Here is a 23002-nt window from a genome sequence, read left to right as displayed (position 1 = left end):
GGGTCAGGCGCTCCGGACCGAGTCCTTCGCGTCCATCGCCGAGCCCTTCACGTCCTGACCGGCGGACCCGGCCTCGGACTTGACGGTGCTCGCGGCGTCGGTCGTGGTCGACTTGACGCTGTCGGCTGCGTCGGTCGCGGTGGACTTGACGCTGTCGGCGGCCTCTGTTGCCGTCGACTTCACGCTGTCCACGGCTTCCGTGGCGGTCTCCTTGAGGGCGTTGGCGGCCTGCTGGGCCGGCTCCTTCAGGTTGCTCGCGAGCTCCTTGGCAGCCTCGGAGAGGATCGGCTGTGCCGCCTCCTTGGCCTTGCTGGCCGCTTCCTTCTCCGCCGTGCTGGCGGGGATGAGAGAAGCAGCGAGCATGCCGACGCCGAAGGCGATGAGGCCGACCGCGAGCGGGTTCCCCTTCGCCTTGTCGACGACGGCGCCCGGTGCGCTGCTCAGCGAGGATCCGACGGAGCCGACTCCGTCGGAGATGCCCCCTTTGGTGCTGCGGGCGGCTCCTTTGACGTGGTCGGCGGCGCCGGACGCCGTGCCCGTCACCTTGTCCTTCACGTCGGACGCGGTGCCCATGACCTTCTCCTTGACGGAGCCCAGGGCGTCCTTCACCTTGTCCGTCTGGCGGTGCACGACCTTCGACGGGGTGACCTTGTCGGCCAGCGCGTCGACGTCGCTGCTCAGCTCCTGACGGGTGGCTTCGATATTGGCGCGGATGACGGCGGGATCGTCGCTCATCGGTTCTCCTCATTCCTCTTGAACGTTTCGGGCAGCTTCTTCAGCGAGTCGGCCGTGCGGGGGATGCCCTGGACTTCCTTCAGCCGCTTGCGGCCGATGGAGTACAGGATCGCGCCGATGATTCCCCAGATGATGGCGACCACCACCGCGGACCAGCCGTTGTCGATCAGGTGTCCGAGGCCCCACCAGAGGGCGATGGACAGGAACAGGACCGCCATGAGAGCCGCGTAGCCCGCGCCTCCCAGGAGGCCCGCTCCGGCGCCGGCGCGAGTGGCCGACTGCTTGAGCTCGGCCTTGGCGAGTTCGACCTCCTGACGGATCAGGGTCGACATGTCCTTCGTGACCTGGCCGAACAGTTCACCGAAGGAGGTCGTCGCCGCCCTCTCCTCGGAGGGCGTGGGGAGGTCGGTCACCGGCGCACATCCCCGACGGTCGATCCGCCGACACCCGTGCCGAGTCCCGTGCCGTACTCGTTCTGGCCGTAGACCGGGTCGAACTGGCCGGCACCCTCACCCACGACGGGCGGGCTGTCGAGATCGCCCACGTAGGTCGAGGACGTCGGGTACGTCGCGGTGGCGTCGTACGAGGTGGTGGCGTCGTAGGTCGGCACCACGGAGGTCTCCGCGGCGGCGTCCTCCTTGGCGTCGGCGGCCGCACCGACGACGGACTTCGTGAGGCGTCCTGCGACGACTCCCGCCACGGCGGCGATCGCGATGAACGTGCCGGGCCTGCGGGCCGCGAAGTTCCGCACCTCCTGAAGGAGGTCGCCGGGCTCGCGCTCCTCGATCCAGGACGCGACGCCCTGGAGTCGGGTGGCTGCCTGCTCGATCAGGTCCTTGGCCATGCCGGCCTCGGGCGTGCCGGTGCCGGACGCCATTCCGCTCAGCTGGTCCCCGATGGTGCGGATGCCGGTCGCGGCCTTCTTCTGCTGCGACGACGCCTGCTCGGTGACCTGGCTTCTGGCCTGGGAGAGCAGATCCCGTGCCTGGTACTTCGCCTCGGAGGCGACGTTGCTCACCTGCGCCTTGGCCTCGGACGCGACGTTGCTCACCTGCGCCTTGGTCTCGTCGGCCACGTTGCCCGCCTGGGCCTTGGCCTCGGAGGCGACGGTGCTCGCCTGATCCTTCGCCACGCCCGCGACGTGCTTGCCGGCATCGGCCGCGCCCTGCGCGACCTGGCCGGCCTGCTGCTTCGCCGCTCCGGTCTTGCCGGTCGGCTGGGTCCCCGCCGGGTCGACCTCGTATACGACGAGCTCTTCCTCAACCGCGACGACGTCTTCCGAGGTCGCCCCTGCGGACGGGGGGTTCACTGGGTAACTGTTCGACATTGTCTTCCCTTCCAGTGCTGGTGCGGCGCGGGACGGTCCCGGAGCGCATCGCTGTGGATTCCTCCACGGTTCCACCGGGCCGGGGTGCCCAACAAGCCCGTCGCGTAAGGGCCACTCGGGGCGTATAGTTTCCGCCCCGCGAGCCCTTTTCCCGAGAAGGAGACAGGTGAGGACCGCGAGTTCCCTGAGAGTCGCCCGACTGTCCGCGCCGGCGCTTCGGCGGCGCCCAGCAGATGCGGTAATGCGGTTTCCCGTGAGCAGTTCTCAGGAACGGGGCAGCGCTTCGCTCAGCACGGGACCCGGGCTCGGACGGAGTCCGACGCAGGAGGGGCACCCGCTCCCGGAAAGGAAGAAGGCCGAGCCCCTGTGTCGAGACTCGACCTTCGTTCGGCCTGCGTCAGCCGCGGGGCTGAGGACCTTCCTGCGGAGGCTCGGGAACGAGCTGGAGGCCGCCGGTGCTGTTGGCGGACTGCAGGAGCGCCTCGATCCACGCGCGATTGAGGATGGGCTGCCGGCTGCCGTCGAAGCGGAAGCGCAGAGGGATGGAGGGGTGCACCCAGATGGTGCTGCGACCTCCGCCGCCCTCCACGCCGTGCGACCAGGAGAAGGTGAACTTCTCGTCGCGGCGCAGCTTGGCGACGATCGCCATCTTCACGTGTGCGAGAAGACGATCGTCCATCTCGATGCCGAAGTCGTCATCGCCGTAAAAAAGCTTGCCCATGGCCACCTTGCTCGTGAATCAAACGTTCCGACCCTAGCGCATTGCGCCCCCCGCAGGGGGCGCCCCCGCCCGGGGGTTTCCGCCCCAAAACGGGCGACGAAGGTGCTGCGCCCGGTGTCGGCCGGCTTGGAGACAATGGATGAATGTGCGGACGCTACGTCGTGACCAAGGCCGTCACCGATCTCCTCCCCGACCTGCTCGGCGATTTCGCGGACCTGCCCGACGACTACAACGTGGCACCGACCGATCTCGCGCCCATCGTGCGGCTCCGGCATGGCGAGCGGACGGCGCCGCTCGCGTCCTGGGGATTCCGCGCCTCCTGGATGACCGAGAAGCAGAAGCGCCCGATCAACGCGCGCATCGAGACGGTGGCGACCGCAGGCATGTGGCGCCGGCCGTTCGCGCAGGCGCGCTGCATCGTCCCTGCGCTCGGCTACTACGAGTGGACGGTCACCCCCACCGGCAAGCAGCCGCACTTCATCTCGGATCCCGGATCTGCACTGGCGATGGCCGGCCTGGTCGGAGCCTGGCTCGATCCGTCCAAGGACGAGGACGATCCGGATCGCTGGCAGCTGTCCATGGCGGTGATCACCAGAGACGCCCACGTCTCACCCGGCGAGGTGCACGACCGCATGCCGGCGTGCCTCACGCCGGACGCCTACGACGACTGGCTGGGCGACGAGCTGACGCCGGACGAGCTGGTCGCACTGCTCGATCGGTCGTCCCTCGACGTGGCCCATGAGCTCACCCACTACGAGGTCAGCAAGGCGGTCAACTCGGTGCGCAACGACGGACCGGAGCTCATCCGGCCGCTCTAGGCGATGCGCCTGCGTCGCGCCGCGATGCCGGACTCAGACCGGAACGACTCGCGGCTGCTTGGCCAGCTCCAGCAGGAGCACGTGCACGAGATCCGGAACGAGATCGGGGTCGGCGCTGCTCTCGCGGAGCAGATGCGAGATCAGGTCGCGGAACTCCATCGAGAACCGGTCGGCCGCGAAGGGGCTCTCCGGACGCTCGCGCATGTCCCGACCGAGCTCGACGAGCTTCTGCAGCACAGGACCGAGCGTGCTCGGCAGGACTGCGGGCGAGGTGCGGACGTAGAGGCCGGCGCTCCCGTCGATCATCGTTCGTCCCGCTGAGCGAGAGGCGAGCTGCTGAGTGCCACTGGACCCCCTGACCTGGATTGGTGAGGGAAGGGTACGACCGAGCGGCCGTCGCGCCGCGCGCGACAGGCGGCCGACGCGCAATGCGTTACCTGCCGGAAATGCCGCTGCCGGTCGTCAGGATCCGCGAAGGATGTCCGCCCTGGCGGTGGCGTACTCCTCGGCGGTGATGACTCCGCGGTCGCGGAGGCCCTGGAGCTCCCGAAGCCGGTCCTCCACGCTGCGGGAAGGCGCGAGGAGACCGCTGTCGAGCGCCCGGGTCGCGAGGTCCGTCTCGAGGGTGAACGGGTTGTGGCCGGCATCGCGGACGCGCCGGAAGTTGATCACGGCGAGCACGATCGTGGCGACGAAGCCCAGCCCGATCACGACGGCTGCGACGCCGAAGACCAGGGTGAATGCGCCCTCGCCGGGAAGATCTCCGAACATGCCGCCCCTCTCCGCCGCCGACTCTAGTTGGTCCGGATGTCCGGGCTGGCGCACCGGCGCAGTCGTCCGGGACGACCGACTTCCGCCGGCGAGGCGGCGCCGCTAGCGTCGGAGGAGAGCGAGGGGAAGTCCGGATGCAGACTGTGACCAGGGAGCCGACCGACATGGAGGAGCTCTTCGCCCGCGCCGTGGCCGACGCGGAGCACGCGGGGCCGCAGTCGATGCCACTCTGGCTGCAGGGCGGGCTCCTGATCGGCTCACTCGCGGTGGTGCTCTGCTACGCAGCCCTCGTATCGGTGGTCGCGCTCTACGTCGCCCTCGTGCTCGGTCCACAGCTCGTCTCGCCGTTCCTTCCCGCCGCGCGCTGACCGCCGGGCGTTCCGGGGCCCCGGGCGGGGGCGCCGCTGCCACCAGCCTTCCCCCATGAGGCCCTTCCCTCACTCCCTGGTGCTCGCTGCGGGGCTCGCCATCGCCCTGGCCGGCACCGCGGCTCCGGCGGCGGCTCAGCCGAGCTGCTCGGCGCCGGTCGCCGGCGGCTCCAGTTCGGGAGACCCCTACTTCCCCGGGCTGGGAAACACCGGCTACGACGCCCTCAGCTATGACCTCGCTCTCCGCTACCGGCCCGAGACGCAGGCGCTGCGGGGGACGGCGGTCATCCGGATCCGGACCACTCGGGCGCTCTCCTCGTTCAACCTCGACCTGCGGGACCTCACGGTCTCGCAGTGACGGTGAAGGTGTAGAGCGCCTTGTCCGCGGGCGAGTCGTTCACCGGATACCAGGTGGGGGCGGAAGGCCGTTGGCGACCGCCGTCGTGCCCTTCGGCACTCGGCAGGCCCACCACCACTCGCGGCTGGACCACCTTCCGCTGGGCGGAGCCCAAGCCGATGTCGAGCTACCTGGCGACGGTCGACATTCGGTGACTACGACATCACCAGCTCGAGGTCCGCGTCTGGGCTGCGCATCCTCAACGCCGTGGATCGCGACCTCTCCGGGGATGCGCGGGCCGCGGCGGAACACTCGCTGGCCAAGCAGGCGGCGATGATCTCGTTCTTCTCCCACCGGTTCGGGCGGTACCCGTTCAGCTCGAGCGGCGCGATCGTGGACGACGACGACCTGGGGTATGCGCTCGAGACCCAGTCGCGTCCGCTCCACGCCGGCTTCGTCGATGACGCCACGGTCGCCCACGAGCTGTCTCACCAGTGGTTCGGCGACAGCGTGACGCCGAAGCTGTGGAAGGACATCTGGCTCAACGAGGGCTTCGCGACCTACGCGGAGTGGCTGTGGGGAGAGCATGACGGCGGGAGGTCCGTGGCCGAGCAGGCCGAGGACATCCGGAGCATCCCTGCCGATGACGAGTTCTGGAGCGTCGCCCCGGGCGACCCCGGGGCCGAGGGACTCTACGACGCGGGGGTGTACTACCGAGGCGCTCTCACGCTCGTGCAGCTGCGCTCAGAGATCGGCGCGAAAGACTTCTCCACGCTCCTCCGCACCTGGGCGTCGCAGTACGCCTACTCGACCGTGACGACGGCCGGCTTCGAGCGGCTCGCAGAGAAGGTGTCGGGCCAGCAGCTCGACGCCTTCTTCGACGCCTGGATCTACGCTCCGGAGAAGCCGCAGGACTGAGCGGGGTTCCGGCCGGTGCCCACTAGCCCGGCTGTCGGACGAGGTCGTGCACGAACGCCAGCTTGTGCGCGATCGCCGGAGTGATCACGAAGGGGTAGAGGTCGGGCTCCCCCATCGATCGGTTCACCGCATTCATGGCCAGCGAGAAGCCGTGCCACTCGGCGAGCACCTGCAGCATCGACTTCGCCGCGATGTCGGCGAGGCCCGCCGAGCGGATGCTCCCGGCCAGAGGCTGGGCAACCCCGGTCGGCCCGTTCACGGAGACTCCGACGGCCGCCGTGGTCTCCAGGGCGTCGGCGATGTGCAGGTAGTGGGCGAACGTCTCCGCGAAGTCCTCCCAAGGATGCATGGTGGCGTACTGGGAGATGTGTTCCGCCGCCCAGTCCGTGGAGCCCTCGCCGCCGTAGTGCGACGCGAGGGCGGAGCCGTAATCCTGCCGCTCGTCGCCGAAGAGGTCGCGGAACCCCGGGGAACGGTGGGTGCCGTCGACGAGGACCTGCCAGTAGTAGTGCCCGATCTCGTGGCGCGCGTGTCCCAGCATGGTGCGGTACCGCTCCCCCAGTCGGATCCGCAGCTCCTCGCGCCGGGCGTCGTTCGCCTCCATGAGGTTGATGGTGATCACACCGTTCGCGTGGCCCGTCCGCACCTGTTCCCCGCCGGCCGGTGACTTCAGCACGAACGCGAGCCCGTCGTCTCCCTCCCGGCGCTCCACCGGCAGACCGAGGTGCACGAGCTGCCGCACCAGACGGCGCTTCGCGTACTCGGCCACAGCCAGCTGACTGATCGCGACCGGATCGTCGCCGTCCGGCCGCTCCGTGCTGAGCCTGCAGGAGAGGCACTCGTGCTCGGATCCCCCGGGCCAGGCGATCCAGTTGCAGGAGATCCTGTCCCGCAGCCGGCAGAGGACCTGACCGTCCGAGGCGAGCATCTCGTCGAGCGAGGGGGTGTACGCCAGCGCGGTCCCGCAGAGGAGGCACACGAGATCCTCGAATTCCACCCAGGCGGCGCAGCGGGGGCAGGCGAAGACGCGCACGCGAACTCCTCGGGTCCGACACATTCGCCGCCTGCCGGCCGACGACCCACAGGGAAGGGCAGCGGCGACGCCGAGTGCTCATGCTCGCACGAGGGAAGAGCGCCCCGAGCGGGGTTGCCGTGCGGGTGTCAGTCTGCTTCAGCACTGCGCCCCAGGCTCACCTGTCGGACGCGGGAACGATGATCCACAGCGCCAGATAGACGAGGATCTGCGGTCCCGGCAGCAGCATGGACAGCAGGAACAGCCCCCGGACCAGGAACGGCGAGAGGCCGAACCGATGGGCGATGCCGGCACACACTCCGGCGATGAGCCGGCCGGACCGCGGACGCGTGAGAGTAGTAGCCATGCGGCGATGATGGCACTGCCCGACCCCGGGCTCCAGCCGTGCTCGTCACGCCGCGGCGAACCCGCGAAGCTGGGAAACGCCGAGCAGCCCGTCCGCGGGATCCAGACGACAGTCAAGCCCCTGAGAGCCCCCCAGCTCCCCACCTAGCGTTGCCCGAATGAAACTCGCTGCCGTCTGTCCATGGGACGAGCAGTGACGGACGCGGAGCTCTTCGACCGCATCGACGATGCCCTCTCCGCGGTCTCCGCCGATTGGGCGAAGCTGAAGCTCACCTACGGCGAGATCAGCCCGACCGCCGAGATGATCGCGCAGCTCGGAGCGCTCGTCGCCGAGCGCAGCGTCTCCTTCGCGAGCGTCCGGGTGGAGGACCCCGACGCGCTCGAGGACCTCTCGGTCGACATCGTCGTCTTCACCGACACGCTCGTGGTGCGCGGCAAGGTGCGGCCGGGAAAGCGCCCGTCGGTCACCTGCTATCGGCGCAACGACCTCACCTGGCTCACCGTGCAGCAGGCACCGGATCCGAGCCGCCGCACACTCGGGCGGCGCCTCCAAGTGGAGCTGCAGTATCCGAGCGAAGTGCTCTCCCTGCCGTTTCAGCGCACGAGCGCCCAGGGCCATCGCCGTTTCGCGCTGTTCCTGCCGTCGCTCGTGCTCGATCTGGAGAGACCGCGCGGGCACCCCTGAGGGAATCTCGAAAACCCTGCCGATGCTACGCCGGTCCGGGCTTGCGCGATACCCCTGCCGCCGCCGGGGCAGCAGTCCTACCTTGGACTCGGGTGGCAAAGAGGGAGCACCGGCGACGCATACCTGATGCTTCTGTCCTTCTCTGCCTGGAGCCCCGGCCGGCCGTCGTGTCGCCCGGGGCTCCGTGCAGTCCGCCTGCCATGCGCGACAGCAGGCAGACTGGGCGACCATGACTGAAGGAAGCATCGTCCCCGGCACCTACCGCCACTACAAGGGGAACCTCTACGAGGTGCTCGGCGTCGCCCGCCACTCCGAGACGGAGGAGCAGCTCGTCGTCTATCGGGCCCGCTACGGCGAGCGCGGACTCTGGGTGCGGCCGCTGGCGATGTTCGAGGAGAGGGTTCGCGTCGCCGAGCGCGAGGTGCCTCGCTTCGCCCGCCAGCAGTCGATGCCCGCGCACCCGTATTCTCAGGCTGATCAGGAATAACACCGTTGTTAGCGCGGTTGTATCCGAGGTAGGAGGAGGACACATGAAGGGTGACCGGGTCGAGGTCGTCGTCGATGCAGGCGGCACCACACGGATGTACGAGATCGCGGCGACGAGAGCGGGCCGCCGCCTTGACGTGACCCACGGTCGCGGGCTGGTCGAGGTCACGGAGGTGACGCGGGGCGGCACTCCAGTCCGCACCGCGCGGTTCATGGCCAACCGGGTGATCGCACTGGTGGAGCACCCGGCATCGCAGCAGCTCACGAACGATGAGGTCGCGGCACTGCATCAAGTGGCGTGACGGCTCCGGTTGCGGAGGCCGTGATCGTCCTGATCGGAGCACCCGCGTCCGGCAAGTCCACGCTGCGGCGACGACTCGCCGGAGAGAACGGATCGGCTCTCGCGGTCCTGAGCCCGGACGACGAGCGGGCCGAACTGCGTGCGCGCGACATCGCCGCAGGCCTTGAGCCGCGGGCCTTGCAGGACTACTCGTTCGCGGCGATCCGACGATGCGAGGAGCGCGCGAACGAGCTGGTCGCGAGCGGCCGGGGCTACCTCGCCGACGCGACACACCTGCGCCGGCGCGAGCGGGTCGCTCACGTGCGCCGCGCCCACGCCGCCGGCCTGCCTGCGGTGGCGATGCTGCTCCCCGACCTTCCCCTCGCCGTCCTTACCGCGCGCAATGCCCGGCGCCTCCCTGAGCTGCGCGTGCCCGACGCCGTGCTCGGCCGGCACGCACACCGGCGCAGCCTGCTCAGCTCCGTCCTCCTGATCGATGAAGGCTTCGACGAGATCGTCGAGGTTCCCCCGCACGACGCCTGAACGACTTTCGTCAGCGGACGGCGCGGACATCCCGAGGACGACATCGGCGTGGTGCCCGCGGCGCAGTACCGGCAACTACGGCTGGAACGACCGGATCAGCTCCGCCACCGCCTACGCGGGCTGTGCGTCCCAGCACTACGTCGACAGCAGCTACGGCGGCGCGTCGCGGCTCTGCTCTCCCACCTGCTCCACCATGGGGACGCTCGACAACAGGACGACGTCGATCGTGTTCCGCCCGCGCTGATCGGCTGCTCCTGACCGGGCGACACGACATTCCCGAACCGAGATGGAACCTCCATCGCGCCGCCTGAAATTCCCTCAGTGAGGCGGCGCCCGAGCGCCTCTTCGTGGAGATGGATCCGCATGGGGGTTCCGGTCATGGACAGCACGACGCCCGCGACGAGCGTGACGGTTCTCGACGAGGAGCCCGCTCTGCTGGAGCTGCTCTATCTGCGGCACGCCTGGCGATTGCGCACCCGGACGACGGTGCCGGAGCTCGATCCGGTACCCGACCGCGGAGAGTCAGCCATGCCGGGGACCCTGTCCAAGGAGGCCTGGACCGCCCTCTGGGACGTGACCTGGGCGTCGGCGCGCGGCTTGGGCGGCGGAACCGCCCGCAGCTGGGCGGATGTGGGCGGCTGGAACGGCCTGGACCGGGAGGCCTGCCGCACATGGATGCTTTCGCTGCCCCGGGCGGACGGCGACGCGTTCGAGGCGCTGGTCACCGACGAGCTCGCTGCGGCCGCGGAGCGCGGTCTCCGGGTCCTGCGGGTGCTGCCCTATCGCGGCCACTTCGTGGAGCAGGACGACGAGAAGTCGCTGACGGTGTCGTGGAAGACCCGCGCCAGCCGCGCGGACTACGCCCAGGCGCTGCAGAGGTTCGAGGAAGAGGAGTAGCGCGCTCCGTTCGACATCCCGGCCTCTGCCAGATCGGAGGGAGCGCGCGTTGATGGGACCTTCGGCACTCGCGCGGCCGGAGAAGCGAGGCGAGGCTGACGGGATGACCATCGCGCCGTCGTCGCTCCCCCGAACCTCCGTTCCCGAACCCGGCCCCGCCGCGGACGCATCCCGGCGGCTCAGCAGCAGCGAGCTCGCTCAACTGGACGCGTGGTGGCGCACGGCCAACTACCTCTCCGTCGGCCAGATCTATCTGATGGACAACCCGCTGCTCAGGCGGCCCCTGGTGCGCGAGGACGTCAAGCCGCGACTGCTCGGGCATTGGGGCACCACACCTGGCCTGAACTTCCTCTACGCCCACCTCAACCGCGTCATCCGCCAGCGGAATCTGAACACCATCTACGTGATCGGGCCCGGGCACGGCGGACCGGGCATGGTCGCCAACGCCTACCTCGACGGCACCTACAGCGAGGTCTATCCGCACATCGGGAAGAACGAGGACGGGGTGCGCAGCCTCTTCCGCCAGTTCTCCTTTCCGGGAGGGATCCCGAGCCACGTCTCGCCAGAGACTCCGGGATCGATCCACGAAGGCGGCGAACTGGGGTACTCGCTGTCCCATGCCTACGGTGCCGCCTTCGACAACCCGGACCTCCTCGTCGCGGCCGTGGTCGGGGACGGAGAGGCGGAGACCGGTCCGCTTGCCACCAGCTGGCACTCCAACAAGTTCCTGGACCCTCTGCACGACGGCGTCGTGCTGCCGATCCTGCATCTCAACGGATACAAGATCGCGAACCCGACCGTTCTGGCACGCATCCCGGAGAGCGAGCTCCTCAGCCTGATGCGCGGCTACGGCCACACCCCGTACATCGTCGCCGGCGGCTTCGACGGCGAGGATCCGGCCGCGGTGCACCGTCGCATGGCGGAGACCATGGACCGGGTGCTCGACCAGATCGCAGAGATCAAGGCCTCGGCGGCGGCCGGCACTCTGGAGGGTCGGCCGGCCTGGCCGATGATCATCCTCCGGACGCCGAAGGGGTGGACGTGCCCGAAGGAGATCGACGGCCACCCGGCGGAGAACAACTGGCGCGCGCACCAGGTGCCCCTCGCGAACGCGCGTGACACCGACGAGCACCTGAGGATCCTCGAGGACTGGCTGCACTCCTACCGGCCGGAGGAGCTGTTCGACGACCGCGGCGCCGCCGTGGTCCTCGCGACCGCGCTCGCGCCGGTGGGCGAGCGCCGCATGAGCGCCAATCCCATCGCCAACGGCGGACTGGTCAAGCAGGACCTCGACCTCCCCGACTTCCGCGACTATGCCGTGGAGGTTCCGACCCCTGGCGGAGCAGTCCACGAGCCGACCCGAGTGCTGGGCGAGTGGCTCGCCGACGTGATCCGGCGCAATCCGCACAACTTCCGCATCTTCGGCCCCGACGAGACGGCATCGAACCGGCTCGGCGCCGTGCTCGAGGTGACCGACAAGCAGTGGAACGCCGAGATCCTCGCCTCCGACGAGCACCTCGCCCGCGCGGGCAGGGTCATGGAGATGCTGAGCGAGCATCAGTGCCAGGGCTGGCTCGAGGGTTACCTGCTCACCGGCCGGCACGGGCTCTTCAACAGCTACGAGGCCTTCATCCACATCGTGGACTCGATGCTGAACCAGCACGCCAAGTGGCTCAAGGTCTCGAAGGGGATCCCCTGGCGGCGTCCCGTCGCCTCGCTCAACTATCTGCTGTCCTCCCATGTCTGGCGGCAGGACCACAACGGCCTGTCCCATCAGGACCCCGGGTTCATCGATCACGTCGTCAACAAGAAGGCCGATGTCGTGCGGGTCTACCTGCCGTTCGACGCGAATACCCTGCTGTCGACCTACGACCACTGCCTGCGCTCGGTCGACTACGTGAACGTGGTGGTGGCCGGAAAGCAGCCGACGTTCAGCTGGCTGACCATGGACGAGGCGATCCTGCACATGACGCGCGGCATCGGGATCTTCGAATGGGCAGGGACCGAGGTCGCGGGCCGGCGGCCGGACGTCGTCCTGGCCTGCGCCGGCGACGTGCCCACCCTGGAGACCCTCGCCGCAGTCTCGATCCTCCGCGCCGAGGTGCCCGACCTGAAGATCCGGGTGGTCAACGTGGTCGACCTCATGCGCCTCCAGTCGGAGGGCGAGCACCCGCACGGACTCGGCGAATCGGCCTGGGAGTCGCTGTTCCCCGCCGGCACGCCGGTGGTCTTCGCCTACCACGGGTACCCGTGGCTGATCCACCGCCTCACCTACCGCCGCCCCGACAACGCCCTGATCCACGTGCGCGGCTACAAGGAGGAGGGCACCACGACGACGCCGTTCGACATGGTGATGCTCAACGACATGGACCGCTACCACCTGGTGATGGATGTCCTCGACCACGTGCCCGGGCTGGCCGGAACGAGCGGGCCGCTTCGCCAGCGCATGCAGGATGCCCGCCTGCTGGCACGCCAGTACACCCGCGAGAACGGCGAGGACATCCCCGCTGTCACCGAGTGGACGTGGACGGCTGCGGTTCGGGGCGACGTGCCGGAGGCGAACGCCGGCGTGGGCGCGGTGTCCATGGGAGCGACGACCGGCGGAGACAACGAGTAGCGGCTCAGAAGCTGTCGCACACGAGCCGGCCGCGGGAGGACTCCCCCGAGGCCGGCTCTCGTCCATCAGCGAGCGTCAGACCGGGAGCCGGCCGCCGTCACGCGGGAGAGCAGGCCGCGGCTCGCGCCGCAGTCGGCGCCCGGTCACGGTCATCGGCGCCACGCAGACGTAGACGAAGTCCGACATGGGCTGCCAGGACGAGAGGGCCAAGGAGTCTGCGTGAGCCAGCTCAGCCTTCCGCTCCAGCCGGGAGGCGATGCCGCGCAGGACGACGCTCCACGCCTCGTCGCCATCGATCCCGTCGATCTCGACGGCGACGTACTTGTTGATGGTCAGCTCGAGCAGCTTCGTGCCCGGTGACGTCCGGAACAGGAGCGTTCCCCGGTCGACGAGAAAGCTCACCGGGAAGATGTCCGGCACCCCCGCCACGCTGACGGCGAGGCGTCCGACTGCCGCTCGCCCGAGCATCGACCAGCACTCCGTCTCGGACAGCTGCGACGTCACAGGAGCCCCGGCAGCGGACGGGAAGGCGGCGTCACTCATGGGACTCGACCGGCATGCCGACGATCGCGACCGGGCATGGCGGCCGCGAGAGGACCGTTCGGCTGGTCGACCCGACGAAGTAGCGGTCGAGGAAGCCGAGCCGGTGGGATCCGACGACGAGCAGCTCCGCCCCCGCACCCTGCTCGGCCAGAAGCGCTGCCGCGGGCCCCTCGAGACTGAGACTCTCGATTCGCAGGTCCGCGTTCGCTGCCCGCAGCGGGTCCACGATGCTCCGGAGCAGCTGATCGTGGCTCCGGGCGATCTCCGAGACCGGCGGCACCAGAAGGGCTTCGCTGGCAAGCAGAGTGGGGAGCCGCCAGGTGTGGACGACGCGGAGCGTCCTGCCGGAGGCACGGGCTTCGCGAGCCGCGAAGCCGAGTGGCCCCTCGTCGCTCGCGTCGCCCTGGACCCCCACGACCACGGGGCCTTCGCCCGGTCGCCAGCTGCGGGGAACGACGATCGCCGGGCACCGTGCGGCTTCGGCGAGCTTCATCGCGAAGCCTCCGCCGAGCGGTCCCGCGAGCTGACCGGTCCTGTTCGTTCCGACGACGAGGAGATCCGCGGCTGCGGAGAGCTGTTCGAACCTCTCACGCGGGTCGGCCCAGGTCACGTTCCCATGGATCTCGGCGGCAGGCGCCTCCTGGCGAAGGTAGGTCACGGCCGCCTCGACCACCGCGTCGGCCGCCTTCTCGGCGTCGCCGAGGTGAAGGCCGCCGGACACCCAGTCCTGCTCGAGCACCAGGTCGACGCCGATGTGCAGCCCACCCCTCGTGGCGCGCCGCGCGATCCACGCCAAGGCGCCACTGCCGGCGGGTCCCCCATCGGTGGCGAAGGCTACTCGTTCGACAGTCGGTTCCGACCGGCCCTCGGCGGGGGTGCTGGCGGGCGCCTCTGTCGCATCGGGAATCAGGTGCATGGCTTCTTCTGCTTCTCTCAACGGACGACCACGACGGGGACGTTCGCGTTCATCAGGACCTCGTGAAGGGTCCCCCCGAGCACGTTCGGCTCGGGACGACGCGAGCGCCCGACCAGCAGGAGCGCCTTGTCCCTCGAAAGGTTGAGGATCGCCTCTGCCGGACGCCGGTGCGCCAGGAACGAGGTCACTTCGAGGTGAGGAGACTCCTGTGATGCGGCCGCGCGCCCCGCGGCCAGGGTGAGATCCGCGCAGGCGTGCCGCTCCGGGCCGCTCTCGAGCGGGATGGCGTGCACGAGGGAGAGTGAGGAGCGGCGCTGCACGGCCTCCCGTGCGCCCATGCGGGCCAGTTCGCCGGCCCGCTCCGGCTCCTGCAGGGCCACGACCACCCCCTCGCGAAGCCGGAGATCCACGGCGGGAATCACCGCGATGGTCCCGCCAGCCACTGCGGCCAGCTGGAGACTCCGAGACCCGTACACCCGCCCACGCGCGTATCCGGTCTTGTCGGAGCCGACCACGACGAGGTCCTCGTCGGAGCCGGCTCCCGCGAGCCCCACTGCCACCGAACCGCGGGCGAGGCGAGTGTCGACCAGCAGAGAAGGATGCTTCTCCGAGACGCGGTCCGCGGTCCTCGAGAGCAAGCGTGCCGCCTGCTCTGCGGCGAGATCGGCATAGTCCTGTCCCATGGCGCCCGAGTCGTCGTCGACCACGCCGACGAGGACGATCCTGCGGACGCCTCTCGTGGTCGCGCGCGCGACCGCCCAGGTCAGTGCCGACTCGCTTGCCGGTGACCCGTCGAAGCCGACGAGGATCTGGCCGCCCACTCCCACCAGCGGGTCGTCCGGGAGGGCGGTGGCTTCGTATCGATGCTGGTCCGCCTGGATGGTCATGGTGAGCTCCTCTGCAGTGGCGTGCTCCAATGGTCGCCCGATAGGGTTCGGGGCAATCAGGGCCATAGGTCCCCTCTTGGATCGGGTCTGGAAGGCGTTCGATGAGCAGCGAGTCCTCCATCGCCTTTCCCGACCTGCCCCGCTCGGAGCTCGAACGGGCGATCGGGGACCTCCTCGACAAGGCGAAGGACGTCCTCACCACCCAGGGCCGCCTGCGGAACCTCCTCTCCGCCACCCGGGCGATCGCGGAGGACCTGGACCTCTCGGTCATGCTCACGCGCATCACCCGAGCCGCCGTGGATCTGGTGGGTGCCCAATACGGAGCCCTCGGGGTGATCGCGCCCGATGGGTCTCTCGAGCAGTTCATCCACGTGGGGCTGTCTCCGGAGCAGGCGGATGCGATCGGGCACCTGCCGCGGGGACACGGCATCCTGGGCGCTGTCATCACGGATGCCAGCCCGGTGAGGCTCGAGCACCTGTCGGAGGACCCGCGATCGGTGGGCTTCCCCGAGCTGCACCCGCCGATGAGCTCCTTCGTGGGGGTACCGATCCGGGTGCGCGGCGAGGTCTACGGCAATCTCTACCTGACCAACCGCTCGGACGGGGCGTTCTCCTCGGAAGACGAAGAGCTCCTCACGGCCCTCGCCGCCGCGGCCGGCGTGGCGATCGACAATGCGCGCCTGTTCGGGGAGACCGAGCGCCGACAGCGGTGGGCGTTCGCCTCGGCCGATGTGAGCGGGGCACTGCTCAACGATGACGGCACCGATCCGCTCCGAGTCATCGCCGACTCGATCATCGGCCTGACGGACGCGTCCGCGGTGATCCTGATCACTCAGACTCCGGCCGGCGCGCTCGTCTCCGAGCGAGCGTGGGGAGAGGCCGCCGACGACTTCGCGGGCCGGGTGTTCCCCTTCGCCGACAGCGTCGCCGGTCAGGTGATCGCTTCGGGCAACCCTGTGCTCTCACTCGGCGTGAAGCACCCCGCGTCAGTGGACAGCAGCGTGTTCACCGGACCGGCGATGTTCGTTCCATTGGAGCGCTCGGCCGGACGTCGGGGCGCCCTAGCGCTCATCCGCGCGGCCGGCGCTTCCCGCTTTCTCGAGTCCGATCTCGACATGGTCACCGAATTCGCCGCACACGCCAGCGTGGCGCTGGAGCTGCGCGAAGCACGCGAGGTGCGCGAGCGGGTCGCCCTGCTCGAGGACCGGAGCCGCATCGCCCGGGACCTGCACGACAACGTGATCCAGCGGCTGTTCGCCGCCGGTCTGTCGCTCAACGGCATCGATGTCCAGGGGGTGCCGTCGGGAGCGCAACCCAAGATCGAGCTCGTGTCCGGGCTCCTCGACGAGGCCATCGCCGAGATCCGCAAGTCGGTCTTCGCCTTGCGCGCCGCGGAGCCGAGGGGCGGCTCAGCGCGGCATCGGCTCCTCAACGTGGTCGGTGAATCCGCGGCGATGTTCACCGCGGCACCCCGGCTCGTCTTCGAGGGAGACCTGGACGGCCTGGCTTCCGACGATGTTCTCGAGGATCTGGAGGCCGTGGTGCGGGAGGGCCTGTCGAACGCGGCCCGGCACGCCGACGCGACAGCGGTCACCGTGACCGTGCACGCGGCCGCCGACCTGGTGGGCGTTCGGGTGGCTGACGACGGCCGCGGGGTGCAGGGCCGAGTGCGGGCGAGCGGCACGGCCAATTTGGAGGACCGCGCACGACGCTGGGGCGGGCGCAGCAGCCTGCGGACTGCCGAGAGCGGCGGAGCGGTCCTGGAATGGGAGATCCCGACTCCCCGCCGGGACGAGGTGGGAGGGTGATCCGCGTGTTCCTTGTCGATGACCACGAGCTGGTGCGTCGCGGCATCGCGGACGTGATCGAGCGTGAGGCGGACCTCGAAGTCGTCGGCGAAGCCGGCTCTGTCCGCGCCGCGGTCGCCCGGGTCGACGCGACGTCCCCGGACGTCGTCGTTCTGGACGTCCGGCTGCCGGATGGCACAGGAATCGATGCGTGCCGCACCATCCGGTCCACCCGCCCCGACCTGCCCTGCCTCATGCTCACCGCCTTCGACGACGAGGAGGCACAGGAAGCCGCGCTCCTCGCCGGCGCTCAGGGCTGGCTGCTCAAGGACATCCGGGGCGCCGGCCTCGTCGACGCCATCCGGCGGGTCTGCGCCGGAGAGCAGCTCATCCGCCCCGACCTGCGCAGGCGGGCCGAGGAGCGCCTGCTGCGGCTGCAGGAGTCGAGCAGCGAGATCGAGCTGACCCTGCGTGAGCGGCAGATCCTCGACCTGATCACCGAGGGGATGACTAACCGGCAGATCGGGGAGCGCCTCAAGCTCGCCGAGAAGACGGTGAAGAACTACGTGTCGGGGCTCCTCGACAAACTGGGCATGGAGCGCCGCACCCAGGCGGCGGTGTACGGCTCCAAGCATCCACGGCAGCCCTGACGGATCGCGCAGCGTGAAGAAGGAGCCGTCGAGGGCCTCGACGGCTCCTTCCTCTCTTCCCGGCTAGAGAAGCCAGCGCCGCTGCCCGAGGAGGGGGATCCGCTTCCACTGACGCCCCAAGCCCCAGGTGTCCCCCGCGGACAGGGCCGCGAGGACGATCAGGGCCAGGGCGTAGATGAGGTGGTAGTCCACGATCGGGTTGGTGGAGCCCGCGTTCGGCGTGAAGGGCCACTCGGCCAGGTACATGAGGACCATGAGGGCCGTCCCGGCCGCCGCGCTCACGCGCAAGCCGACTCCCAGGAGAACCGCGAGCCCGATCCCGAGCATTCCGGCCATGAACAGGACGTCGGTGGCGGGAACGGCCAGCGCCGCGAAGAAGCCCTTGAGGGGACCGACGACGGCCGGGCTCGTGAGGAAGCCCTGAGCGGGCGCTCCCCCATTGATCCAGGCGCGCTCGAGGGGGGTCGAGAAGCCGAGACCGAACGTCTTGTCGAGGAAGGCCCACAGGAAGATGAAGCCGGTGGCGAAGCGGAGGACGGCGAGGCTGCGGCGCCCGAGCGCAGTCGAGACGAGTGCCGTCCGCGCCTCCGCCTGCCTGTCTGCGTTCGCGAGTCGGCGGGTGGCTGAGGCGCTGGGGGCGAGAGTGTGAGCGGTCATGTCCATCTTCCTGGTAGGTCTTCCTCTGACGCGGGATGCTGTTCCTGAGGCCGAGTCTGGTCAGCGCGGAACGGAGCTCACAGGGGCTTAGGTCCCTCGGGCGGCGGCGTTCGACACCCGGAAGCGCAGGCCCTATCGGGACCCGAGCACGACAGGTGAGGACTGCGGAGCCACGAGCACCCGCGGGTGCTCGCCGTGGGTGCGCCGCAGGTGGAGACGCTCCGCGGCGCGGAACAGCTCATCCGCCCCCCACACGATGGGCGGGAAGGACAGCAGAAGGAGAAGGACCCAGCCCGGCAGGGCAGCGGTCCCGAACGCCTGCTGCAGCGGAGGGAGGTAGCACAGAGCCGCGGTGAAGAGCACTGCCGCGAGCACGCTGGCGATCAGCGGCCGGTTCGTCCAGAAGCCGATGGAGCGCAGCGATGCCCGTTCGGTGCGAGCCGCGATCGCGGAGCCGATCTGGCACGCGACGATGGCCGCGAAGGTGGTCGTCGTGGCCTGGCGGTATGCCTCGGCAAGCGGGGTCCCTTCCCCCGTCGGGGCGCCGAGGGTCCAGCCTGCGCTCAGCAGCACCAGGAAGAACGCCCCCATCGAGAGGACCGCGGAGACAAGCCCCATGACGAGCCAGGCGCGCACAAGGAGGCGCCCGGTGATCAGCTGCTCGTTCCGCTGCCGTGGGGGTCTCGCCATGATGTCGGGCTCCGCCCTCTCCCGGCCGAGCGCGAGGGCGGGAAGGACCTCGGTGCCGAGGTCGATGGCGAGGATCTGGAACGCGGTCAGTGGGACGGGGACGAGGCCCCCGGTCAGCGCGAAGACCGCGAAGGGCACGACCTCCGGGACGAGGTGCACGAACGTGTAGAGCACGAACTTGCGGATGTTGTCATAGACGCGGCGGCCCTCCCTGACCGCGGTCACGATGGTCGAGAAGTCGTCGTCCGCCAGGATCATCGTCGCTGCCGCTCGCGCCACATCGGTTCCGGAGCGCCCCATCGCGACCCCGATGTCGGCGGCATGCAGCGCCGGCGCATCGTTGACGCCGTCTCCGGTCATCGCGACGACATGGCCCAGGTCGCGCAGCGCCTCGGCGATCCGAAGCTTGCCGTCGGGAGTGCTTCGTGCGAACACGACCTCGCCCGGCGCGGACAGGACGGCATCGAGCTGCTGCTCACTCATCGAGTCCAACTCCGCGCCCGAGACGAGGCGCGTCGGGACGATCCCCACCTGACGCGCGATCTCGAGCGCGGTCGCCCCGTTGTCCCCGGTGACCATGTGGATGCGAATGCCCGCGGAGTGGCTCGCCTCAACGGCTGCCGCGACCTGCGGCCGGGGCGGGTCGATGAGGGCGACGAGGCCGAGGAAGGTCAGATCCGTCTCCGCCTCCTCGACCGAGGCCGGCACCGCTGTCATGGTGCGTCGGGCGAGGCCGAGCACACGGAGCCCTCGGGCACCGAGCTCCGCAACGGCACCCTCGATGGCGGCGGCGTCCGCCTCCGTCAGCCGGCGAGCGCCGCCACCGGCCTGCACGGTGCGGCAGAGGGGCAGGACCTGCTCCGGTGCGCCCTTCATCTCGCAGCTGAAGGCCGGCCCCTCAGCCACCACGACGCTCATCCGCTTCCGCAGCGCATCGAACGCGAACACTGCGGCGCTCGGTCGCGGAGCCGCCCCGGCGCGGCGCGCCGCCTCGATCAGGGCCTTCTCCATGGGATCGGTCGTCAGTTCCAGCTGGTTGCAGTCCGCCATCACCTCGGCCATGCCCGCGGGCACCGGAGCTCCCGCAGAGAGCCGCACCGACCGGCCGTCGGCCCACAGCTCGGTGGCCGTCATCTGATTCGCGGTGATCGTCCCCGTCTTGTCGGTGCAGATCACCGTCGTGGAGCCCAGCGTCTCCACCGAGGACAGCCGGGTGACGAGCGCACCCGACCTGCCGAGCACCTTCACGCCGACCGCCAGAGCGAGGGTGATCGTCGGAAGCAGCCCCTCGGGGACGTTGGCGACAAGGAGCCCGATCGCGAAGATCCCGGACTCGGGCAGCGAGAGCCCTGCCAGCATCGCCAGTGGCAGGAAGACGGCGGCGATCCCCACGGCGACCGCGGCGATCAGCCACGTGACGCGCCGGATCTGGCGCTCGAGGGGACTCTCGTCGTTCTTCTTCTGCCGCCCGGCAAGGGCGGCGATCCGCCCGATCTCACTGTGCGCGCCGGTCGCGAAGACGACCGCCCTCGCCTGCCCCGATACGCATGCGGTTCCTGAGAACACCACGTCCGGCTCGTCGACCAGTCGCTCGACGGGAGAGGCATCGTCCGCGGAGCGCATCGCGGGCACCGACTCGCCGGTCAGCGGCGACAGGTCCATCTGGACGGCCCCGGATACCAGCCGGGCGTCCGCGGACACCCGATCGCCCTCGGTGATCAGCAGCACGTCGCCGGGAACGAGCTGCGAGGCGGGAACGGACTGAAGGGTGCCGTCCCGGATCACCTCGGCGACGGCCGGCAGGTAGGCCGCCAGCGCACTGACCGCCCTCGCCGCCCCGCGCTCCTGCACGACCGTGAGGATCGCGTTCACGAGGATCACTCCGACGACGGCGAGACTGAGGAGGAGCGTCTCCGTCAGGACGGCCATGGCGGCGGCGAGCCAGAGCAGCAGCGCGAACGGCTGCACGAGCTGGACCGCCAGCAGCCCCAGGACCGACCGGGTCGCTGCCGCGGGAAGAGTGTTCGGACCGTAGATGGACAGGCGTCGCTCCGCCTCCCGCCGCCCCAGCCCGTCCTTGCTCGTGCCGAGGTCGCGGAGCAGGGAGGGAAGCGGCGCGCTTCCCGGCGTCTCCCGGGGCCGCGGGGACGGTTCCCCGGGGCCTCCCCCGTCGAGTCGCGGTGCTCCAGGAGCGGCCATCTGGCTCATCGTTCCGCCTCGCTCTCGTGCTGCACACGGGTGCAGCAGAGCCCCAACCCTTCGGGAGACCTCCTCGCGCCGTTAGGGGCGTTGGTCCCGCGAGGCGGGTCTCGGCGCGGCTCGGCCGGTGGCGATGCCATCCGGTTCCGGGTCGCCGGCTCCTGACGGTGAGCGGACGATGCGCACCACCCGGGAAACCGCCCACCGGGAGCCGAACGTGGGGCCAGCGCGCCGGATACGCCTGGATCGACTCGGCGTAGCCGGCCTGCGGTGCGGTGGCGCCGGCGAAGATCACCGCCATGGGCGGGCCCACACAAGGGCATCCACTCCGATCTCCGGCGCCACCCGTGCGCATGCTCGGCTGGAGTGCTCGCACGCACACGCGCTCTCCACAATCGAACGGAGGGGAAAGCGCGGACGGGGGCCGCCTTCCGCTCAGGCGCGACGAGGAGCAGCCGGCTGCCCTCGGGCGCTACTGCCGCGCATCCTCGGGGACCGGCCGGACCACCGCAACGGGGCAGGGCGGGCGGGCGATGATGTCCCGGCTGATCGAGCCGATGAAGAAGCGCTCCATGACCCTCCAGCCGTGGCGGCCCACGACAAGGAGCTCGGCCCCCTCGGCCTCCCGGAGGAGTGCGCCGGCGGGATGTCCCTCGACGAGGATTCCTCGCACCAGCAGCTCGGGGTTCGCGGTGCGGATCCGATCGACGACCTCCGACAGCAGAGAACCCTGGGCGTCGAGACCGGCGGTGGCCGCACCTTCCACGAGTGCGTCCGGGACCATGGCGGGGAAGTCCCGCACGTGGATCACCCGGAGCTCGCGGTGGAGGAGTGTCGCCTCGTCGACGGCCAACCGAAGCGCCGCTTCGTCGCTCCCGTCACCGAGGACGCCGACGACCACCGCGCCGGTTCCAGGCCGCCAGGTCTTCGGCACGACGACCACCGGGCACTGCCCCGCCTCGACGAGCCGGGTGGAGAAGCTGGCTCCGAGCATGCCCGAGAGCGCTCCGGTCCGGTTGCTTCCGACCAGCAGGAGATCGGCGTTCGCTGAGGCGTTCGCGAATTCGGCCCGTGCGTCGCCGAAGAACATCGCCGTGCGGACTTCGGCGGAGGGGGCGGTCCGTGCGAGGTAGGCCTCGGCGGCATCCAGCACCTCCTCTGCCGCGTCGCGGAACACATCCTCGAGCAGTTGGATGGTCGTCCAGTCCCGCTCGACCACGGTGAGCACGTCGATATCGAGTCGGCGCTGCTCCGCACGACGGGCCAGCCACTCCAGAGCGCCTGTTCCGGCATCGCCGCCATCGGTGGCGAACAGCACGTGCTCGGGATCCGCGGAAGCAGCACGCTCCGCTCGGGCTGGGCCGACCTTCGCTCGGGTCTCGGTGGTGTGCATCTCAGTCTCCGTCCGCTGGGTTCGTCAACATGGTCCGCGCCCGTCGCGATCAAATGCAGTGCCGAAGGTCCCGCGAGAAACCACAGTGCGACGCGACCTGCCCCGCCTTACCAAGCGCGGTCGAGGTTCCGGAGCACCGCGGCGAGCGGAACGGTGGTCACCAGGGCAACTGCTGCGAAGACCGGAACCATGGCCATGGACGATCCGGAGGAGCCGGGGTCCGCGATCGAGCCGAACCACTGGCACGGCTCTGGCTGGGAGTCCCCACTATCGCTAGTGTCACCGCCATGAGCACCGGCACAACGACCAAGCGCCGAGCCGGTTGGTACCGCGCGGCAGCGCACCCCCACGATCTGCGGTGGTGGGACGGGAAACGGTGGCACGACCGCTACTGGCCCC

The 23002-nt window shown here is 69.9% G+C and carries 26 protein-coding genes; 12 read left to right on the top strand and 14 right to left on the bottom strand.

All coding sequences use genetic code 11. The features are described from left to right. Positions 1–3 precede the first annotated feature (3 nt). The 4 genes from JWR33_RS06350 to JWR33_RS06335 all read right to left on the bottom strand — a co-directional run bounded on the left by JWR33_RS06350 (position 4) and on the right by JWR33_RS06335 (position 2783). A complete protein-coding gene (locus JWR33_RS06350; protein WP_297410346.1) occupies positions 4–735 on the bottom strand; it encodes a DUF3618 domain-containing protein in 732 nt (243 codons plus the stop codon). After that, positions 732–1148, bottom strand: coding sequence for a phage holin family protein (locus tag JWR33_RS06345; protein ID WP_297410345.1), 417 nt, complete (start codon positions 1146–1148; stop codon positions 732–734). Before JWR33_RS06345 ends, JWR33_RS06350 begins: the two co-directional genes overlap by 4 nt. After that, complete coding sequence (locus tag JWR33_RS06340) at positions 1145–2044, bottom strand: hypothetical protein (protein WP_297410343.1); 900 nt, start codon at positions 2042–2044, stop codon at positions 1145–1147. The genes JWR33_RS06345 and JWR33_RS06340 overlap by 4 nt, the downstream gene beginning before the upstream one ends. A gap of 415 nt (positions 2045–2459) precedes the next feature. Then, positions 2460–2783, bottom strand: a complete 324-nt coding sequence (locus JWR33_RS06335; protein WP_297410341.1) for a hypothetical protein — start codon at positions 2781–2783, stop codon at positions 2460–2462. A 143-nt stretch (positions 2784–2926) separates the two neighbouring features. Between JWR33_RS06335 and JWR33_RS06330 the strand changes: the two genes are divergently transcribed. Then, positions 2927–3601, top strand: coding sequence for an SOS response-associated peptidase (locus JWR33_RS06330; RefSeq protein ID WP_297410339.1), 675 nt, complete (start codon positions 2927–2929; stop codon positions 3599–3601). A gap of 33 nt (positions 3602–3634) precedes the next feature. Here the strand turns inward: JWR33_RS06330 and JWR33_RS06325 are convergent, their stop codons facing one another. Together JWR33_RS06325 and JWR33_RS06320 are read right to left on the bottom strand one after the other, a co-directional pair. Then, positions 3635–3907: a hypothetical protein gene (locus tag JWR33_RS06325; RefSeq protein WP_297410338.1), complete on the bottom strand. Its 273-nt coding sequence runs from the start codon at positions 3905–3907 to the stop codon at positions 3635–3637. A 156-nt stretch (positions 3908–4063) separates the two neighbouring features. Continuing rightward, positions 4064–4372 carry an SHOCT domain-containing protein gene (locus tag JWR33_RS06320; RefSeq protein ID WP_297410336.1) on the bottom strand — a complete coding sequence of 103 codons (309 nt, stop codon included), beginning with the start codon at positions 4370–4372 and terminating at the stop codon, positions 4064–4066. A gap of 134 nt (positions 4373–4506) precedes the next feature. Here JWR33_RS06320 and JWR33_RS06315 point away from each other — a divergent pair, with 134 nt between their 5' ends. From JWR33_RS06315 to JWR33_RS06305, 3 genes are all read left to right on the top strand, one after another. After that, positions 4507–4740: a hypothetical protein gene (locus tag JWR33_RS06315; RefSeq protein ID WP_297410334.1), complete on the top strand. Its 234-nt coding sequence runs from the start codon at positions 4507–4509 to the stop codon at positions 4738–4740. Between the two features lie 55 nt (positions 4741–4795). Further along, positions 4796–5098 (top strand): hypothetical protein, encoded by a 303-nt coding sequence (locus JWR33_RS06310; RefSeq protein WP_297410332.1) that lies wholly within the window; start codon positions 4796–4798, stop codon positions 5096–5098. A 246-nt stretch (positions 5099–5344) separates the two neighbouring features. Beyond that, positions 5345–5995 carry a M1 family aminopeptidase gene (locus tag JWR33_RS06305; RefSeq protein WP_297410330.1) on the top strand — a complete coding sequence of 217 codons (651 nt, stop codon included), beginning with the start codon at positions 5345–5347 and terminating at the stop codon, positions 5993–5995. A gap of 22 nt (positions 5996–6017) precedes the next feature. On the opposite strand, the gene JWR33_RS06300 is transcribed toward JWR33_RS06305, so the two are convergent. Then, complete coding sequence (locus JWR33_RS06300; protein WP_297410328.1) at positions 6018–7028, bottom strand: putative zinc-binding metallopeptidase; 1011 nt, start codon at positions 7026–7028, stop codon at positions 6018–6020. Between the two features lie 157 nt (positions 7029–7185). Continuing rightward, positions 7186–7374, bottom strand: a complete 189-nt coding sequence (locus tag JWR33_RS06295; RefSeq protein ID WP_297410327.1) for a PspC domain-containing protein — start codon at positions 7372–7374, stop codon at positions 7186–7188. 192 nt (positions 7375–7566) lie between these two features. Between JWR33_RS06295 and JWR33_RS06290 the strand changes: the two genes are divergently transcribed. The 6 genes from JWR33_RS06290 (at position 7567) to JWR33_RS06265 (ending at position 12881) form a co-directional block, all read left to right on the top strand. Beyond that, entirely contained in the window at positions 7567–8058 is a 492-nt protein-coding gene (locus JWR33_RS06290) for a hypothetical protein (protein WP_297410326.1), read from the top strand. Between the two features lie 229 nt (positions 8059–8287). Continuing rightward, positions 8288–8545 carry a DUF1653 domain-containing protein gene (locus JWR33_RS06285; protein WP_297410325.1) on the top strand — a complete coding sequence of 86 codons (258 nt, stop codon included), beginning with the start codon at positions 8288–8290 and terminating at the stop codon, positions 8543–8545. A 43-nt stretch (positions 8546–8588) separates the two neighbouring features. Then, positions 8589–8846: a hypothetical protein gene (locus JWR33_RS06280; protein ID WP_297410324.1), complete on the top strand. Its 258-nt coding sequence runs from the start codon at positions 8589–8591 to the stop codon at positions 8844–8846. Then, positions 8843–9367 carry an ATP-binding protein gene (locus JWR33_RS06275; protein WP_297410323.1) on the top strand — a complete coding sequence of 175 codons (525 nt, stop codon included), beginning with the start codon at positions 8843–8845 and terminating at the stop codon, positions 9365–9367. The genes JWR33_RS06280 and JWR33_RS06275 overlap by 4 nt, the downstream gene beginning before the upstream one ends. 363 nt (positions 9368–9730) lie before the next feature. Then, positions 9731–10264, top strand: coding sequence for a hypothetical protein (locus tag JWR33_RS06270; RefSeq protein WP_297410322.1), 534 nt, complete (start codon positions 9731–9733; stop codon positions 10262–10264). Between the two features lie 103 nt (positions 10265–10367). Next, on the top strand, positions 10368–12881 hold the full coding sequence (locus JWR33_RS06265; RefSeq protein WP_297410321.1) for a phosphoketolase family protein: 2514 nt from the start codon (positions 10368–10370) through the stop codon (positions 12879–12881). Positions 12882–12956: 75 nt separating this feature from the next. On the opposite strand, the gene JWR33_RS06260 is transcribed toward JWR33_RS06265, so the two are convergent. From JWR33_RS06260 to JWR33_RS06250, 3 genes are read right to left on the bottom strand one after another with little or no spacing between them, the layout of a single operon-like run. Beyond that, on the bottom strand, positions 12957–13424 hold the full coding sequence (locus JWR33_RS06260) for a pyridoxamine 5'-phosphate oxidase family protein (protein ID WP_297410320.1): 468 nt from the start codon (positions 13422–13424) through the stop codon (positions 12957–12959). Continuing rightward, on the bottom strand, positions 13417–14340 hold the full coding sequence (locus tag JWR33_RS06255) for a universal stress protein (protein WP_297410319.1): 924 nt from the start codon (positions 14338–14340) through the stop codon (positions 13417–13419). The genes JWR33_RS06260 and JWR33_RS06255 overlap by 8 nt, the downstream gene beginning before the upstream one ends. 17 nt (positions 14341–14357) lie before the next feature. Next, positions 14358–15227, bottom strand: a complete 870-nt coding sequence (locus JWR33_RS06250) for a universal stress protein (protein ID WP_297410318.1) — start codon at positions 15225–15227, stop codon at positions 14358–14360. Between the two features lie 101 nt (positions 15228–15328). On the opposite strand from JWR33_RS06250, the gene JWR33_RS06245 reads away from it, so the two are divergent. Both JWR33_RS06245 and JWR33_RS06240 read left to right on the top strand, forming a co-directional pair. After that, entirely contained in the window at positions 15329–17035 is a 1707-nt protein-coding gene (locus JWR33_RS06245; protein WP_297410317.1) for a GAF domain-containing protein, read from the top strand. Further along, positions 17032–17664 (top strand): response regulator transcription factor, encoded by a 633-nt coding sequence (locus tag JWR33_RS06240; RefSeq protein ID WP_297410316.1) that lies wholly within the window; start codon positions 17032–17034, stop codon positions 17662–17664. Before JWR33_RS06245 ends, JWR33_RS06240 begins: the two co-directional genes overlap by 4 nt. Positions 17665–17727: 63 nt before the next feature. Here JWR33_RS06240 and JWR33_RS06235 read toward each other — a convergent pair whose 3' ends face one another. The 3 genes from JWR33_RS06235 to JWR33_RS06225 form a co-directional block, all read right to left on the bottom strand. Then, positions 17728–18321, bottom strand: coding sequence for a DoxX family protein (locus JWR33_RS06235; RefSeq protein WP_297410315.1), 594 nt, complete (start codon positions 18319–18321; stop codon positions 17728–17730). A gap of 132 nt (positions 18322–18453) precedes the next feature. Further along, complete coding sequence (locus tag JWR33_RS06230; protein WP_297410314.1) at positions 18454–21219, bottom strand: cation-transporting P-type ATPase; 2766 nt, start codon at positions 21217–21219, stop codon at positions 18454–18456. 463 nt (positions 21220–21682) lie between these two features. After that, positions 21683–22603 carry a universal stress protein gene (locus tag JWR33_RS06225; RefSeq protein WP_297410313.1) on the bottom strand — a complete coding sequence of 307 codons (921 nt, stop codon included), beginning with the start codon at positions 22601–22603 and terminating at the stop codon, positions 21683–21685. Positions 22604–23002 lie beyond the last annotated feature (399 nt).

Origin of the sequence: Naasia sp. (assembly GCF_025465545.1) — a bacterium.
Classification (GTDB): domain Bacteria; phylum Actinomycetota; class Actinomycetes; order Actinomycetales; family Microbacteriaceae; genus Naasia.
This window is presented reverse-complemented; position numbering and strand designations above follow the sequence as displayed.

Excerpts from the sequence above, each read along its gene's own strand:
- JWR33_RS06335 (WP_297410341.1), bottom strand. The coding sequence starts at position 2,783 with ATGGGCAAGCTTTTTTACGGCGATGACGACTTCGGCATCGAGATGGAC.
- JWR33_RS06270 (WP_297410322.1), top strand. The coding sequence starts at position 9,731 with ATGGGGGTTCCGGTCATGGACAGCACGACGCCCGCGACGAGCGTGACG.
- JWR33_RS06245 (WP_297410317.1), top strand. The coding sequence starts at position 15,329 with ATGAGCAGCGAGTCCTCCATCGCCTTTCCCGACCTGCCCCGCTCGGAG.
- JWR33_RS06250 (WP_297410318.1), bottom strand. The coding sequence starts at position 15,227 with ATGACCATCCAGGCGGACCAGCATCGATACGAAGCCACCGCCCTCCCG.
- JWR33_RS06230 (WP_297410314.1), bottom strand. The coding sequence starts at position 21,219 with ATGAGCCAGATGGCCGCTCCTGGAGCACCGCGACTCGACGGGGGAGGC.
- JWR33_RS06225 (WP_297410313.1), bottom strand. The coding sequence starts at position 22,603 with ATGCACACCACCGAGACCCGAGCGAAGGTCGGCCCAGCCCGAGCGGAG.
- JWR33_RS06265 (WP_297410321.1), top strand. The coding sequence starts at position 10,368 with ATGACCATCGCGCCGTCGTCGCTCCCCCGAACCTCCGTTCCCGAACCC.
- JWR33_RS06235 (WP_297410315.1), bottom strand. The coding sequence starts at position 18,321 with ATGACCGCTCACACTCTCGCCCCCAGCGCCTCAGCCACCCGCCGACTC.
- JWR33_RS06315 (WP_297410334.1), top strand. The coding sequence starts at position 4,507 with ATGCAGACTGTGACCAGGGAGCCGACCGACATGGAGGAGCTCTTCGCC.
- JWR33_RS06325 (WP_297410338.1), bottom strand. The coding sequence starts at position 3,907 with ATGATCGACGGGAGCGCCGGCCTCTACGTCCGCACCTCGCCCGCAGTC.
- JWR33_RS06310 (WP_297410332.1), top strand. The coding sequence starts at position 4,796 with ATGAGGCCCTTCCCTCACTCCCTGGTGCTCGCTGCGGGGCTCGCCATC.
- JWR33_RS06260 (WP_297410320.1), bottom strand. The coding sequence starts at position 13,424 with ATGAGTGACGCCGCCTTCCCGTCCGCTGCCGGGGCTCCTGTGACGTCG.
- JWR33_RS06280 (WP_297410324.1), top strand. The coding sequence starts at position 8,589 with ATGAAGGGTGACCGGGTCGAGGTCGTCGTCGATGCAGGCGGCACCACA.
- JWR33_RS06320 (WP_297410336.1), bottom strand. The coding sequence starts at position 4,372 with ATGTTCGGAGATCTTCCCGGCGAGGGCGCATTCACCCTGGTCTTCGGC.
- JWR33_RS06295 (WP_297410327.1), bottom strand. The coding sequence starts at position 7,374 with ATGGCTACTACTCTCACGCGTCCGCGGTCCGGCCGGCTCATCGCCGGA.
- JWR33_RS06255 (WP_297410319.1), bottom strand. The coding sequence starts at position 14,340 with ATGCACCTGATTCCCGATGCGACAGAGGCGCCCGCCAGCACCCCCGCC.
- JWR33_RS06330 (WP_297410339.1), top strand. The coding sequence starts at position 2,927 with ATGTGCGGACGCTACGTCGTGACCAAGGCCGTCACCGATCTCCTCCCC.
- JWR33_RS06350 (WP_297410346.1), bottom strand. The coding sequence starts at position 735 with ATGAGCGACGATCCCGCCGTCATCCGCGCCAATATCGAAGCCACCCGT.
- JWR33_RS06285 (WP_297410325.1), top strand. The coding sequence starts at position 8,288 with ATGACTGAAGGAAGCATCGTCCCCGGCACCTACCGCCACTACAAGGGG.